The sequence below is a fragment of the Coleofasciculus sp. E2-BRE-01 genome, from assembly GCF_040221695.1.
GTDB lineage: Bacteria > Cyanobacteriota > Cyanobacteriia > Cyanobacteriales > Coleofasciculaceae > Coleofasciculus.
The window spans coordinates 15,605-29,572 of sequence record NZ_JAVKEA010000193.1 but is presented as its reverse complement, the minus strand read 5'-3'; the positions used below and the strand labels follow the sequence as shown (position 1 = coordinate 29,572).

The 13,968-nt window shown below is 46.0% G+C and carries 18 protein-coding genes; 9 read left to right on the top strand and 9 right to left on the bottom strand.

Annotated elements, in window-relative coordinates; genetic code table 11:
* Nucleotides 1-289 precede the first annotated feature (289 nt).
* A complete protein-coding gene (locus tag RIG66_RS24390) occupies nt 290-4,369 on the bottom strand; it encodes a response regulator (RefSeq protein WP_446381281.1) in 4,080 nt (1,359 codons plus the stop codon).
* 768 nt (nt 4,370-5,137) lie between these two features.
* Nucleotides 5,138-5,530 (bottom strand): RidA family protein, encoded by a 393-nt coding sequence (locus RIG66_RS24385; protein WP_446381280.1) that lies wholly within the window; start codon nt 5,528-5,530, stop codon nt 5,138-5,140.
* 128 nt (nt 5,531-5,658) lie between these two features.
* On the opposite strand from RIG66_RS24385, the gene RIG66_RS24380 reads away from it, so the two are divergent.
* On the top strand, nt 5,659-7,347 hold the full coding sequence (locus RIG66_RS24380; RefSeq protein WP_446381279.1) for an ABC transporter permease: 1,689 nt from the start codon (nt 5,659-5,661) through the stop codon (nt 7,345-7,347).
* A 108-nt stretch (nt 7,348-7,455) separates the two neighbouring features.
* Here the strand turns inward: RIG66_RS24380 and RIG66_RS24375 are convergent, their stop codons facing one another.
* Nucleotides 7,456-7,731 carry a hypothetical protein gene (locus RIG66_RS24375; RefSeq protein ID WP_446381278.1) on the bottom strand — a complete coding sequence of 92 codons (276 nt, stop codon included), beginning with the start codon at nt 7,729-7,731 and terminating at the stop codon, nt 7,456-7,458.
* A 102-nt stretch (nt 7,732-7,833) separates the two neighbouring features.
* On the opposite strand from RIG66_RS24375, the gene RIG66_RS24370 reads away from it, so the two are divergent.
* The 6 genes from RIG66_RS24370 to RIG66_RS24345 all read left to right on the top strand — a co-directional run bounded on the left by RIG66_RS24370 (nt 7,834) and on the right by RIG66_RS24345 (nt 10,081).
* Nucleotides 7,834-8,181: a rubredoxin gene (locus tag RIG66_RS24370; RefSeq protein WP_446381283.1), complete on the top strand. Its 348-nt coding sequence runs from the start codon at nt 7,834-7,836 to the stop codon at nt 8,179-8,181.
* A 62-nt stretch (nt 8,182-8,243) separates the two neighbouring features.
* The gene (locus RIG66_RS24365; RefSeq protein WP_446381277.1) at nt 8,244-9,254 is read left to right on the top strand and encodes a photosynthesis system II assembly factor Ycf48; all 1,011 of its coding nucleotides are present in this window, start codon (nt 8,244-8,246) and stop codon (nt 9,252-9,254) included.
* Between the two features lie 118 nt (nt 9,255-9,372).
* Nucleotides 9,373-9,621 carry a cytochrome b559 subunit alpha gene (psbE, locus tag RIG66_RS24360; protein ID WP_446381276.1) on the top strand — a complete coding sequence of 83 codons (249 nt, stop codon included), beginning with the start codon at nt 9,373-9,375 and terminating at the stop codon, nt 9,619-9,621.
* Between the two features lie 30 nt (nt 9,622-9,651).
* Nucleotides 9,652-9,783: a cytochrome b559 subunit beta gene (gene psbF, locus RIG66_RS24355; protein WP_006106146.1), complete on the top strand. Its 132-nt coding sequence runs from the start codon at nt 9,652-9,654 to the stop codon at nt 9,781-9,783.
* Nucleotides 9,784-9,795: 12 nt separating this feature from the next.
* On the top strand, nt 9,796-9,918 hold the full coding sequence (locus RIG66_RS24350; RefSeq protein WP_006106150.1) for a photosystem II reaction center protein L: 123 nt from the start codon (nt 9,796-9,798) through the stop codon (nt 9,916-9,918).
* 43 nt (nt 9,919-9,961) lie between these two features.
* Entirely contained in the window at nt 9,962-10,081 is a 120-nt protein-coding gene (locus RIG66_RS24345) for a photosystem II reaction center protein J (RefSeq protein ID WP_006106138.1), read from the top strand.
* 115 nt (nt 10,082-10,196) lie between these two features.
* On the opposite strand, the gene RIG66_RS24340 is transcribed toward RIG66_RS24345, so the two are convergent.
* The gene (locus RIG66_RS24340; RefSeq protein ID WP_446381275.1) at nt 10,197-10,343 is read right to left on the bottom strand and encodes a hypothetical protein; all 147 of its coding nucleotides are present in this window, start codon (nt 10,341-10,343) and stop codon (nt 10,197-10,199) included.
* Between the two features lie 200 nt (nt 10,344-10,543).
* Between RIG66_RS24340 and RIG66_RS24335 the strand changes: the two genes are divergently transcribed.
* Both RIG66_RS24335 and pirA read left to right on the top strand, forming a co-directional pair.
* Complete coding sequence (locus RIG66_RS24335; protein WP_446381274.1) at nt 10,544-10,744, top strand: DUF4278 domain-containing protein; 201 nt, start codon at nt 10,544-10,546, stop codon at nt 10,742-10,744.
* 68 nt (nt 10,745-10,812) lie between these two features.
* Nucleotides 10,813-11,229, top strand: a complete 417-nt coding sequence (gene pirA, locus RIG66_RS24330; protein ID WP_446381273.1) for an arginine synthesis PII-interacting regulator PirA — start codon at nt 10,813-10,815, stop codon at nt 11,227-11,229.
* A 172-nt stretch (nt 11,230-11,401) separates the two neighbouring features.
* Here the strand turns inward: pirA and RIG66_RS24325 are convergent, their stop codons facing one another.
* The 5 genes from RIG66_RS24325 to RIG66_RS24305 form a co-directional block, all read right to left on the bottom strand.
* Nucleotides 11,402-11,920 (bottom strand): hypothetical protein, encoded by a 519-nt coding sequence (locus RIG66_RS24325; protein WP_446334994.1) that lies wholly within the window; start codon nt 11,918-11,920, stop codon nt 11,402-11,404.
* Nucleotides 11,921-12,062: 142 nt separating this feature from the next.
* Complete coding sequence (locus tag RIG66_RS24320; RefSeq protein WP_446381272.1) at nt 12,063-12,554, bottom strand: hypothetical protein; 492 nt, start codon at nt 12,552-12,554, stop codon at nt 12,063-12,065.
* Nucleotides 12,554-13,084, bottom strand: a complete 531-nt coding sequence (locus RIG66_RS24315) for a hypothetical protein (RefSeq protein WP_446351698.1) — start codon at nt 13,082-13,084, stop codon at nt 12,554-12,556. The genes RIG66_RS24320 and RIG66_RS24315 overlap by 1 nt, the downstream gene beginning before the upstream one ends.
* Nucleotides 13,084-13,605 carry a hypothetical protein gene (locus RIG66_RS24310; protein ID WP_446347008.1) on the bottom strand — a complete coding sequence of 174 codons (522 nt, stop codon included), beginning with the start codon at nt 13,603-13,605 and terminating at the stop codon, nt 13,084-13,086. The genes RIG66_RS24315 and RIG66_RS24310 overlap by 1 nt, the downstream gene beginning before the upstream one ends.
* Before the next feature lie 39 nt (nt 13,606-13,644).
* A complete protein-coding gene (locus RIG66_RS24305; protein WP_446381271.1) occupies nt 13,645-13,956 on the bottom strand; it encodes a hypothetical protein in 312 nt (103 codons plus the stop codon).
* Between the last annotated feature and the right edge of the window lie 12 nt (nt 13,957-13,968).

The window sequence follows — 13,968 nt, the reverse complement described above, 5'->3', positions numbered from 1 at the left end:
ACTGGAACACGATACATAGAGATAATCCACTCGTGTAAATGTTTATGTCTCTTCAGGCATTGGTAGGGGTGTGTCCTGGATTTACCCAGTATCTAGAGATTCCTAGATCTACATTTAAGCCAAGCTAGAGAAATGCTTGGAAGTGATTATCCCCTACCAACTCATGCCCTATTCATGACTTCCTGGCAGGTTCCCTCTGCCAATCCCTAACCTCAACGAAGTAGGTTAGGGTTCATGAAAAAGTTTACAACGTCGGGTGAGGCTAGCGAAGCCTAACTGCACTTGCACTCTACTGACTTTCGTACTCAAGCGCCTGCTTCACCTGTTGATACTCCGTAATTGCCTGTAAAACTAACTGTTCTGCTTCACCTATTGTACCCGCCCGTCCCAGGGCTTCTAATTGTTGACAAAGCTGGGCAAGTTTGAGCACTCCTAATGCCTGACTGCTGGATTTGAGACTGTGTGCTTTATGATACAGCAATTCAGTATCTTTTTGCTTAACGGCATCATGTATGGATTCTAACAATTCCGGTGCTTCTTGTAAGTAACAATCAATAACTTCGCTGAGTTCATCTCCTGCCATTTCTTGCAAGGTTTGCATCACCCCTGGATCAAGAACTGGCTGTTTCGTCGGCTGTTCCGTTGTCGGAGGTTGACATTGACTCAAGACCTGTTTTAAAACATCAACATGAATAGGCTTGCTCATGTAGTCATCCATTCCCGCCGCCAAACATTCTTCGCGATCGCCTTGCATGGCATTGGCTGTCATAGCGATAATCCGAGGATGGGCAGATCCTGAAAATTCCTGACAAATCTGTTGTGTTGCGGTTAATCCATCCATTTCTGGCATCTGGACATCCATGAGTACCACATCGTAGGATTGACGGTGTAACGCTTGTAAGACTTCTAACCCATTAGCAACACTATCGGGTCGATATCCCAACCGCTTCAACATATTAATCGCCACCTTTTGGTTCACCACATTGTCTTCCGCCAAGAGAATTTTTAATGGGAATCTGTGGGCAAAGGTGGGGTCATATTTGGATGAATGGGAACGACTTTTCCTGGGTAAACTTACCTCCTGAGTCAGGACATTGACTAAGATATTGTACAACTGAGACTGTTTAATCGGTTTATGCAAATATCCCGCGATCGCAAGGCTGGGGTTTGGTAATCCTGTGTCTGAGTGTGTATCGACTTGCCCGATTAATCCTAACATGACTATAGGTAAGTTTTGGCAATGGGGATGCTGACGGATTTGCGTGATTAAACTCCAATTCTCCATCTGGAGAATCTGGGATGCCAAAATCGCTAAATCAAAGCGTTTTCCTGTTTTTAACTGGGCTAATGCTTCTGTTGTCGAGGCGGTAGCTTCTACTTGTATCCCAAATGATTGGGCTTGTTCGGTCAACATTTGCCGAGTCGCCGGATTATCTTCTACAATCAACAGGCGTTTATCCGTCAATACTTGCTCTCGATTATCGGGTTCTGAATCTGAGGAAACTGGAGTCGCGATCGCGGTAAAATAAAACGTCGAACCCACACCTTCTTGACTTTCGACCCACATTCTGCCTCCCATCAGTTCACTCAGTCGCTGGCTAATCGCTAATCCTAATCCTGTACCGCCATATTGACGAGTGGTTGACGCATCGACTTGGCTGAAGGGTTTAAATAGCCGATCCATTCGGGTTCTAGAAATCCCAATTCCTGTGTCACGCACCGCAAATTGTAAACATATTTTATCATCCTGCATTTCGGCAATCGGGGTTACCGAAATCACCACCTCTCCGGTTTCAGTAAACTTCACCGCATTACTAACCAAATTCACTAAAATCTGGCGCAATCGCGTCACATCTCCTCTAATCATCTCAGGCGTTTGATCGTCCATTAAATAGGCTAACTCTATTCCTTTTTCTCTTGCCTTAGACGATAGCAGATCCAAAGATTCCTCAATACAGGAACGTAAATTAAACGGATGTTTCTCTAAGTTCATATTACCGGATTCAATCTTAGAGAAGTCCAGAATATCATTAATAATCGTCAGTAACGCATCACTACTATTGCGGATAATATCGACAAATTCTCCCTGCTGGGCTGTTAATTTCGTATCCATTAGCAGGCTAGTCATGCCAATCACCGCATTCATGGGCGTGCGGATTTCATGACTCATCATTGCCAGAAAATCACTCTTAGTGCGGTTGGCTGTTTCAGCTTCTTCTTTAGCCGCTTTGAGTTGTTCTTGGGCAATTTTTTTATCAGTAATATCAGTAATAGTGCCGACAATACGGTAGGGATTGCCGTCGCGATCGCGAATACAGCGCCCCTTTGCTGCAATCCACAGATAATGCCCATCTCGATGTTTGATGCGATGGATATTTTCATAAATTTGGGTTTTCCCAGCTAAATGATGATTAATATCCTCTATTACCTGATGTAAATCATCCGGATAAACATGATCAGACCAGCTTGATAGACGGTTTGGCAAAGGATTCTCCTCATAGCCAAGAATCCGCATCCAGACAGGAGAATAATACACCGCATTGGTTAAGATATCCCAGTCCCAAATTCCATCATTTGTCCCCGAAACAGCCAGTTCATAGCGTTCTTCTCGTTCCCGTAATAGGGATTCTATGCGTTTACGTTCTTTAATTTCGATGGCAAGTTCATCATTAATCAGTGATAGTTTTTGCGTGCGTTCTTGCACCCGTTCTTCTAATGTTTCTTTTGCCTGTTTAATTTCCTGGAATTTTTGAGTCAGGACAGATGCCATCAACTTAAAATTGCTAACCAAGGAATGAATTTCTCGGATTCGGCTTTGACTCCAATCCACAGATACATTGTTATCTATAAGTTTTTGTGGTAAGTTAGTCGTTACCGTTGCCAACTTGTAAAGGGGAGTGACTAATCGATGACTTAACAGAACAGCAACCAGCAAGGCTAAGACCATAATCAGCAGTGTTGTTGCCAGGTTTTGCAGGTAGAGTACTTCTAAATCATCAATATAAGGGGCAGTCGGAATTTTCAGAATTAACGTCCAAGGAAGATAGGGATCGAGTGCGACTTCTTGGACATGAAATGAATTTCGCCAACGCACCATAATTGGTGTGCCAGAATCTTGGGGTAACCACTGAAAAATATCAGCATCAATGGCACGAATTTCACCGCCTTGACGCGGATCAAAGGGTTCCATTATACTCACATTCGACTGGGTACTGGCAATCAAGTTCTTTTGATGATCAACCAATGTTATTTGTAATCCTCGTTCTTTGATATTCAGTTTTAGAAATTCCTGAATGTGACTTAAATCCAAGGAACTATACGCAATACCACGAAAACGATTATTGACGCTAACTGGCACACTTAAGCCAACATGAGGTAACGGATACGCATCGTCAATATGGACATCGGAGAGAATTGGCTTTAAACTGGTGGCAGTTTGCTCCAGTAAGGAGTGTTTGGCAATATTTAAGCCAATGGTTGATTCCCCGTCTGGATTGAATCGGGGTTGAGCGGCAATTATTGTGCCATTCGCATCGGTGACATAAGCCTTAATAAAATCAGCAAAACTGCGTTTAATTAATTCAGTACTTTGCTGTAAAAATTCCGAGGGCTGCTCTGGAGATTGAGCCGCAATCTCAGCTAGTTCCTCAACTGCATGTAAATGTTGCTGATACCAAAAATTTAGGTTAGCAACGAGGGATGTCGATGTGGCGTTGAGTTCGGTACGAATGTCTGATTCAATATTGTTGAGAATTTGCCGCCCGTTAAAAACGGTTAAGATTAATACCGGGAATAAGACAAAAGCTACGAAGATATTAAAAATTGTTTGCTGTAGCGAAAGTCGGTTGGATTGGCGTCGAAGCGTTAGCCATTTTTGCAAGGGTAAGTTCGTGACAATCAGTGTGGCAACTAAGGCATTAAAGATACCATTGACTGACTGCTTAAACACAATCAACCAGGTTTGAGTCGCGCCAACATTTAAAACGCCTCCATAAAATAACCCAACCAGAGGCATACCAATCAGCACCCAATAGATACCAGCGAGAAGCAGCATGTTTTCCGTCTTACGGTGCAACAGCAAGCTAATAAACAGGGCTTCCCCGGTAAAAACAATAATGGCGTAGGGATGTCCCCAGAGGGTGTAGGTATAACTACTGGCAATGAAGGCGACTAAAGTCCCCCAGAATATGCCATAAAAATACACCACCATTAAGACGGCGATACTACCAAATAAAAAGTCCACCCCAAAAAATAGGGATAGACTGAAATAGTTGCCTAAATACCCAATTCCAATCAGTGCGATGAGTAAGAGATTAACGCGCTTAAACAGGGAGGAAAATCCTTTGATAAAATGAAAAGGGAATTTCATAGATGAGAGAGCGTTGTCTGGTTTATCTGGATCTAGACGTGGCAGAATGATCAGAGACTGATCATTACCTGAGTTGGATTGAATCCACCTTAGATCTAGCTTAGACTCAGATATTGCATCTGTCGCTTTTTTCAGAAACTATCGGGATTGTCGAGATTTTCGGGATTATTGGGATGATCGGGATTATTGGAATGATCACGGTTGTAGGGGCGAGTCGCTGCACATCGTAGGTGGTGTGAGAATTAACCTATATCGACTCGCCCTTTTCTAAAGGTACGCGGCGGAGGGCAACCCGATAACATTAAGGGTTGGGTGGTGTGAATTGAATGCGGCGGGTCGCCCCTACAATTGTTTTGATGGATGCGATGTTAGATAATTTCCGATACCTGGCGGAGGGCGACCCGATAACATTAAGGGTTGGGTTATGTTAATTGAATGCGGCGGGTCGCCCCTACAATTGTTTTGATGGACGTGATGTCAGATAATTCCTGATTCACGCTTTTGAACGTGCAAACGGCGCAATCGGGATTATTGGAATTATTGGGATTATCGCGGTTGTAGGGGCGAGTCGCTGCATATCGTAGGTGGTATGAGAATTAACCTATATCGACTCGCCCTTTTCTAAAGGTACGCGGTGTCGGATAATTCCTGATACCCGGTGGAGGGCGACCCGATAAAATTAAGGGTTGGGAGATGTTAATTGAATGCGGCGGGTCGCCCCTACAATTGTTTTTATGGAAGTCTTGGAATGCCACGTTTGTGCAATATCTAAGACACAACTGCAATACATTCAATCTCGACTAAAACGTCTTTGGGAAGTCGGGAAACTTCGACACAAGCACGGGCGGGGGCGGATGCTTCATCAAAATAGCGGGCATAAACTTGATTCATTGCCGCAAAATTATTCATATCTGACAGAAATACTGTAGTCTTGACGATATGTTGCATCTGAACCCCTGCTGCTTCTAGGATAGCGACTAAATTTGCCATCGCCTGTTCTGTCTGCTTGGCAATATCGTTTTCGCCAATAATTTCACCGGTTTTGGGGTCAAGGGGAATTTGACCCGCGACAAAAATCAGTTCCCCTCTCGCCGCGATCGCTTGATTGTAAGGACCGACGGGTGCAGGGGCGTTGGTTGTGCGGATAATTTTTCGGCTCATTGGTCATTGGTCATTGGTCATTGGTCATTGGTCATTGGTCATTGGTCAAAGAATTATCGCATTTAATGGGGGCGACGGTATAATGTAACGCTTTGGCAAATCGCTCTTTTGCTTGTGCCGTATTTAAGATGAATCAATCCACTCAATCTACCTCTACTCTCCCCAAACCGGATCTCGTTCCCGGAAAAGAACGACGTCGGCGGATCAATTTCTGGACGCTGGTGGTTTTAGCGATCGCGCTTTTAGTCGCTACCCCTGTCTTATTTGTATTGAGCAATATTTTTACCGATGCGGGTGAGATTTGGCAGCATTTGGCGCAAACGGTTTTATGGCGCTACATGGCAAATTCGTTCTGGCTGATGATTGGCGTCGGCTGTGGTGTTGGTTTAATCGGTGTGGGAACCGCCTGGTTAGTGACGATGTGCCGTTTTCCTGGATCTCGCCTGTTTGAATGGGCGCTATTATTACCCCTCGCCGCACCTGCTTATGTCTTAGCCTATACCTACACCGACTTTTTGGACTTCTCAGGACCGATTCAAACCGCGTTACGGGATGGGTTTGGCTGGAGTTATGGCGATTACTGGTTTCCCAATATTCGTTCCCTGGGTGGGGCAATTCTCATGCTGACGCTGGTGTTGTATCCTTATGTCTATTTATTGGCACGGGTGGCGTTTTTAGAGCAATCGGTTTGTACGTTAGAAGCTAGCCGCAGTTTAGGGTGTGGTCCGTGGCGTAGTTTTTTTACGGTAGCATTACCCTTAGCCCGTCCCGCGATCGCAGCCGGTGTAGCATTAGCCTTAATGGAAACCCTAAATGATTTTGGCACGGTGAAGTATTTTGGCGTGCAGACATTCACCACGGGTATTTATCGGACGTGGTTTGGTTTAGGGGAACGAGTCGCCGCCGCCCAATTAGCAGCATTTCTACTGTTATTTATTTTGGCGTTAATTTGGTTAGAGCGATGGTCACGGCGTCAGGCACGATATTATCAAAACACCAACAGTTATCGCCAACTGCCCAGTTATCAGTTAGAGGGTATGCGTGGAATCGGTGCGTCGTTGGCGTGTTTTGTGCCATTGAGTCTGGGGTTTTTACTTCCGGCTGCACTCCTGCTGGAGATGACGCTAAAAAATACCACGACGACGCTAGAGGGCGAGTTTTGGGTCTATGCCCGTCATAGTTTTATTCTGGCAGTGGTTACAGCGGTTTTGGGTGTTGCGATCGCAGTCATTATGGCGTATGGATTACGGTTGCGATCAACCCTGGTGATGCATTTAGCCACGCGGATTGCGGCGATGGGGTATGCTGTACCGGGTTCAGTGATTGCTGTCGGAATTCTGATTCCCATTGGCAGACTGGATAATGCCATTGATGCGGGGATGCAGGCGATATTTGGCATATCCACTGGGTTACTGTTCAGTGGTACGATTACCGCCTTAGTTTATGCCTATTTGGTACGCTTCCTTGCCGTATCGTTTAATAGTGTGGAAGCCAGTTTAGGTAAAATTAAGCCTAGTTTAGATGATGCTGCCCGTTCCTTGGGGTACAGTCCCACGAGTACCTTAGTCAAAGTCCATGCACCGATGATGTGGGGCGGATTACTGACGGCGGGGATGTTGCTGTTTGTGGATGTGATGAAGGAATTGTCCGCCACCTTAATTATTAGACCCTTTAATTTTGACACCCTTGCCGTGCGCGTTTACAATCTGGCATCGGATGAGCGGTTAGTGGAGGCGGCTGCACCTGCATTAGCGATCGTTGTGGTTGGGATAATTCCAGTCATTTTATTAAGTTGGCGAATTGCTCGATCAAGGTGATTCGTCATTTGTCATTTGTCATTCGTCATTTGTCATTCGTCATTCGTCATTTGTCATTTGGTCGGGGCGGGGCGGGTTTTGCAGCCAAGCTAGGGATAAAAATCAATATTAGTCCCTAAACCCGCCCCTACACACAGACGCTCCATGGCTCGTCTGGAACATGGCTCCCCCATCTTCCTCATCTTCCCCATCTCCCGACACCCCACACCCGACACCCCACACCCCACACCCCACACCCGACACCCCACACCCGACACCCGACACCCGACACCCGACACCCCACACCCGACACCCCACACCCGACACCCCACACCCGACACCCCACACCCCACACCCCACACCCCACACCCCAGCTTCCCCATCTCCCGACACCCGACACCCCACACCCCATCTCCCCCATCTTCCCTGGTGCGTAATGTCGGTTATTATGATAAATTTTTTAACATACGTTTTAAGATTTGCTGCATCAACTTAATTTTGCCAGCGATGATCGAACCAGCCAATGAGCAAACCTTGGCAGAACAAGCGCCAAGTCGTTACGAGTGCCGCTCTTGCGGCTACGTTTACGAGCCAAACAAGGGAGATAGTAACCGTAATATCGCCGCCGGGACGCCGTTTGAAGAGCTACCCAGCGACTGGCGTTGTCCAGTATGCAGTGCTAAAAAGCCCCAGTTTCAGGATATTGGTGCCAGTGGTGCCCCCTCTGGGTTTCAGGAGAACCTCAGCTATGGCTTTGGGGTGAACCGTTTGACCCCAGGTCAAAAAAATGTCTTGATTTTTGGAGCCTTACTGCTAGGCGTTATCTTCTTTATAAGTTTATACGGACTGCGCTAAACCGAGGAGGCAATTTCTTATACACCAATGTCTCAGTTACGCCAAACGACAGCATGTTGCCAATGAGCGATTTCATGAAAACCTTGAAACGAATCTTAATAGTCTTCGCGATCGCCTGCTTGTGTGTTAGTTGTAAGTATGCCGAACCCTTGAGCTATAACCCTTGGGAGCTGGTTTCCTTACCCACCCAAGAAACGCTACGGGATATTGGGTTTACTGATAACCCAAGTCATGGATGGCTTGTTGGCAGCAATTCCACACTCCTGGAAACCACCGATGGTGGCGAAACCTGGCAGGAGAAAGTCCTTGATGTTGGGGATGAGAATAAATATCGTTTCACATCCGTGAGTTTTGCGGATGACGAAGGCTGGATTGTAGGCGAACCCTCAATTCTGCTGCATACCACTGATGGTGGTGTTTCTTGGGTACGCATCCCCTTAAGTGAGAAGTTACCCGGAGACCCCAACACGATTTTGGCACTGGGTCCCAAATCAGCGGAGATGACGACCACAATTGGTGCAATTTACCAAACCCAAGATGGAGGTAAAACCTGGAAAGCCCAAGTCGAAGAAGCGGTGGGTGTACTTCGCAATATTTCCCGTTCCAACGATGGCAAATATGTCGCGGTTTCAGCTAGGGGGAACTTTTACTCAACCTGGGAACCGGGTCAAAGTGCCTGGGAACAGCATGAACGTAGTAGTTCTAAGCGTCTGCAAAATATGGGATTCACCGAAGACGGGCGTCTCTGGGGATTAGCACGAGGCGGAATGCTGCAATTTAGTGGTAGCGAAGATTTAGAAGCTTGGGAAGAGCCAATCTATCCCGAATTTTCCACCAGTTGGGGATTACTGGATTTAGCCTACCGAACTCCCGATGAAGTGTGGCTCGCCGGGGGTAGTGGGAATTTGCTTTGTAGTTTTGACGGTGGCAAAACTTGGCTCAAAGATCGTGAAGTAGAAGATGTGCCATCCAACTTTTACAAAGTTGTCTTTATCACGCCACAACAGGGATTTGTTATTGGTCAAGCAGGTGTTTTGCTCAAGTATGAACCCCCAGCAAAAACAACGGCTTGATCGCTGATAAATTAGTTGACTGTTATCTCGGCTTGATCATGGCTATAAAGCCAGCTCGATGTTTTAAAATAGTAAGGTCGAGTGAATTATAACTGTTACTGAGAAGGAGGAAGCATTTATGTCAGGAACTACTGGTGAGCGTCCATTCGGCGATATTGTTACCAGCATTCGTTATTGGGTCATTCACAGCATCACAATTCCGGCTCTGTTTATTGCGGGTTGGCTATTTGTCAGCACAAGTCTAGCGTATGATGTGTTTGGCACACCCCGTCCAAACGAGTATTTCACGCAACCGCAGCAGGAAGTTCCGATTGTGAGCGATCGCTACGAGGCGAAAAAGCAAATCGATCAATTTACCAAAAAGTAAAGTAAAGTTTGGAGATTTCTGTAAAAGATCATGACTAATACTCCCAATCAACCCGTTTCCTATCCAATTTTTACCGTTAGATGGCTAGCGGTTCATACGCTGGCGGTTCCCACCGTCTTTTTCCTCGGCGCGATCGCCGCCATGCAATTTGTTCAACGATAGGAGATAAAATCCATGCCAGAACGTTCTCCCAATCCGAATAACCAGCCAGTTGAACTGAACCGGACCTCTCTGTTTCTCGGTCTATTGTTGGTTTTTGTTTTGGGCATTCTCTTTTCCAGTTATTTCTTTAATTAACTCAACTCAATCATTCGTTAGCTTGAACTAGGAGGTATTAGCCGTGTCTGGAAGTGGAAAAATTCCGTTGTGGGTTGTCGCCACAATTGCTGGAACAGGTGTTCTAGTCGTTGTTGGTCTTTTCTTCTATGGTGCCTACGCAGGCGTTGGTTCTGCGATGTAGGATAGATTGCTGTCCTCAGTTGAACTGAATATCTGAGAATTGACACCGCCAGTTTTGTGGAGACTGGCGGTATTTTATGGTGATTTGTCATTTGTCATTTGTCATTCGTCATTTGTCATACAGCAGATTTCAGGTTGATGAGGTACAGCCTTAAGCAAGCTCCCCCTGCTCCCCCAGCTCCCCCAGCTCCCCCTGCTTCCCCTGTTCCCCCCGCTCCCCCTACTCCCTCATCGCCTCGGTACTGAAATTGGTGGGAAATCACCACTTTTATGTGATCATTTCTGGATAATTGACAGTTTTGGCTTAAAAATGTAAAAATATATACAGAAATATTTTGATAAAGCTATCTGAATTCAGGGATCTATCCCAAGTCAGATGCATTTTCAGTCCAATTAGAGCAAGAAGCCCATTTCCCCCAAGCCAAGATTCGCTGGTGGTGGAAATCAATCGGAGGCATGAACCATGAAACTTCATTATCGAGGAGTCAACTACAATTCAGAGCCATTAATGGCAGACGTAACCGAAGGTGAGACTGGTGGCACATACCGGGGTCACACTTGGAAAATTCACAAGCCGAAGCTGCACCGGAGACGCCCAGGGTCAGTTGGACGCCAAGGGTCAACGGAACTAACCTATCGGGGTGTCACTTATCGGCGCAGCTAAGACGCTTAGAGTCTAGACATCACTCAATTCAAATCATTTTTTTTAAAGACTTAAGGGAGACAAGGCAGATGAAACGTTGTTATCGGGGTGTTCATTACGATGAAACACCATCCACATTAGACATAAGCGAAGGTGAGATTGGCGGCACCTATCGGGGTCAAAATTGGCGATTTCATTATCTCAGACATATTCCTGAACCCCCACCTACCCATGATTTGAAGTGGCGGGGTGCTGGATATCACCCAGGTGAACCCCGTGTTGTTAAGTCTACCCCGGTCGAGACACCGATGACGATGGTTGGAACTCGTTCTTGGTTTCTGAAGAATTCGCGCCAAAAAGCCTTCCAACAAACCAGCATTACTCATCTGGAAAATATCTGTCAGTCTTTGGAACGTCGCTTAGACGTTGCGAGGGCAAAAGGAGATCAAGACTTAGTGCGTCAGCTTGAGAAAGAATCCGAGCAAATGACCTGTCCTTTGAGATAAGAATTTCGTAGAGACGTTCCGCCGGAACGTCTCTATCACAGTTGGTTTGTCCTCAGCTATGTGTTTACTGCTATAGCTGTCGGCATATAAGGTTAGGACAGGTTTAATGACCCAAACAACAACCTACCAGTAATAAATCTTATGCCCTGGAGCCTTTTGCTATATATCAAGCTCAGGGTTGACTTAGTGAATCGTCACTACGGAGCTTAAATTTTATTTCATGGAGAGTTGAAGAATCAACAGAACCCGGTTGTGGAAACATTAAAACAGACTGATCTCCGAGTTTGCCAGTCGCTAGCTTGAGGGTGATGTCAGCGTCTACCACTCTCAAATTTTTTATGCCACGGAAGGCTTGGAACGTTCGGTCAAGCAGAGCGGAACCTTCCTCTGGAGTCAGGGGTTGTAGTGGAGTTTCTTTTACCTGTGCAGACAAACGTTGAACTTGAGATTGAAGCTGAGTATTAAGTTCTTTTAACTGAGCAACTTGAGGCTGTAGCTCCTGTATTTGTTCCTGAGCTACCTTTATTTCTGTCTCGGCTTTTTGCTGAGCTTGAACCGCCTCTTGGGTTTTCTGTTTGAGTAGATTAATCTCTTTCTCAAGAGCTTCGATGGTTTCACTGGATAGCCGATTCTCTTTGATTAACCCTTCGATTTGCTGTTGAGCCTCCTTGATCGTTAGTGCTTCAACCATACTTTTGTACTACTCTCAATTTATGTTAATATACTGTTCAATGGAAGAATGGGGGTACAAACTCTAAGTAGGAACAAAACACCAAAGCTTATAATTGTACCCCCATTCTGGGGATTTGTACATTGCTCAACTGAGCTAATGACTATTCACTATCGGAAATCTGGATACTGCGAAGGGTTTGACCTCTGGGTTCCTTCACATCTACAATCCACCGTCGTGCCGCACCGACGTAGGTGGGTTCGACTTCCAGTTCGCCAAAGACGTCCTGCAAGCGAGTTATATCGGGACGAGAAAGAACCTGCTCGCGAATGTCTGACGGTTTCCGCACGGGTGGACGGATTTCCTCATTAGGGACTGCCACCAAGCGAGCGCGTAACCCAGATAGAACACCAGGATTAAGATCCGCTAGTCTTGCCTCTCCCGCACTCACAGGTCGAATATTAACTCCAGAACTGTCTTCATCGAAGACCATTTTTAAGTCAATCTCCGTCTCGCTGATGGCGATACCTGTTTGTAACCCTTCAAAACCAACAGGATGCTCCAGTACCTCAGCATTGATCTGAGCTTGAGCTTGGATCATCGACTTGCCAAACTCACTAAGAAAGGCATCAATACGCATCTTATCGTTCGCCATCAGACACCCCCTCCCTCGCGTTGATCTTCCACGGTGATTATCGGTTGTAAACGAGCGGGTACGGGTACTGGCACTAATTTAGCCGTCAATTTTGTGTGTACGCTAACGTCCCGATTCAAACGTCGTTCTGTTCTTAGGGATTGAGTCGCCGCAAACAGAGACTTGCGTTTGTTGGTATTGCCAGATTGAGTGACATTCTCCACCACTTTCAGATCCATGGCTACCTCTGCTGTTGCTTCAGAAAAGGCAAGGAACGTCGGCAATATGCCCAAATCGAGTAAGCTCACCCTGACAGGTTCAGCTTGTTGAAATTCTACCGTCCCATCTTCTCGGATAATCTGCCGAATACTGGGGACAATATCAACTTGAGTTTGTGCTAACTCCTGAACAACTTGGGCGGATGATAGATCAAGCCTCGCCTGTCCTTCGGCAATTGCTTCTGCAAGTTGAGTAAGGACTTCCGCTAATGACGCACCCGCCAGTTCTTGAATTGGCTCATTTGGATCTTTGGGTGTGAGATCGAATGCCATTATGCACCTCCATCAGGACGATTATCTACCACTGTCAATATAGGTGCAATCCTTTCAGGTGGGGGGACGGGAGCGAGGCGAGTAAACAAGCGACTTGTCCCCTGCACTTCCTTGCCAAATTTGCGGTTATGAGAGACATCAACTCTTACCGATGAACTCCATAAGGCAAAGCCAACTTTTGCCTTGGCGGATACGTTAACATTAGTCTGCCGACTGGTTGTCGTTTTAATGTCCATTGAAACCTCAATAGTGGCTTCAGAAAACTGGTAAAATGTCGGCAATAGACCAATTTGTAAAAGTGAGACATCGATAGGAGGTGATTGGGTAAAGCTGACTGTGCCATCCTCAGCAATAATCTGACTAACACCGAACACAACCGGAACTTCTGTTTCTGCCAGTAACTGTGCCGTGTTAACCGAATTCTCGTCTAAGGCAGCTTGGGCGGTGGCAATACCCATTGCTAGCTTGGCTACCATTTCGGGAAGTGGCACATCGAGAAGTTCTTGTCCAACGCTGGGCATGATTTATTCCTCTTCTAAAACTAGAATGTTAGTTTGACCTTAGTTATAAGATGAACCCTGCGAGTTTTCTAAAGGCTGTGAAAAGGCGGTAAAACGCTGAGGATCTAAGGTGATACCTCCAACGAAAGCAATTTCACGAAGCTTGCGTAATTCCATAGCCTGATGGAACATAAGTTGGGCAATTACCCATACTCTGCCATCAATTAAAATTTGCCCTCCCTGGGAGGAGATGAGAGCGGGAAGATTGACTTTGGAATAAGCCGATTTGACCAAAAATGTTTGGTTTTGATTCGACTGGGGAATCTGTAGGTTAATCTTAGCCCCAAAACTGTTGGCTACTTTGTCAATCATTTGTGTATCCTC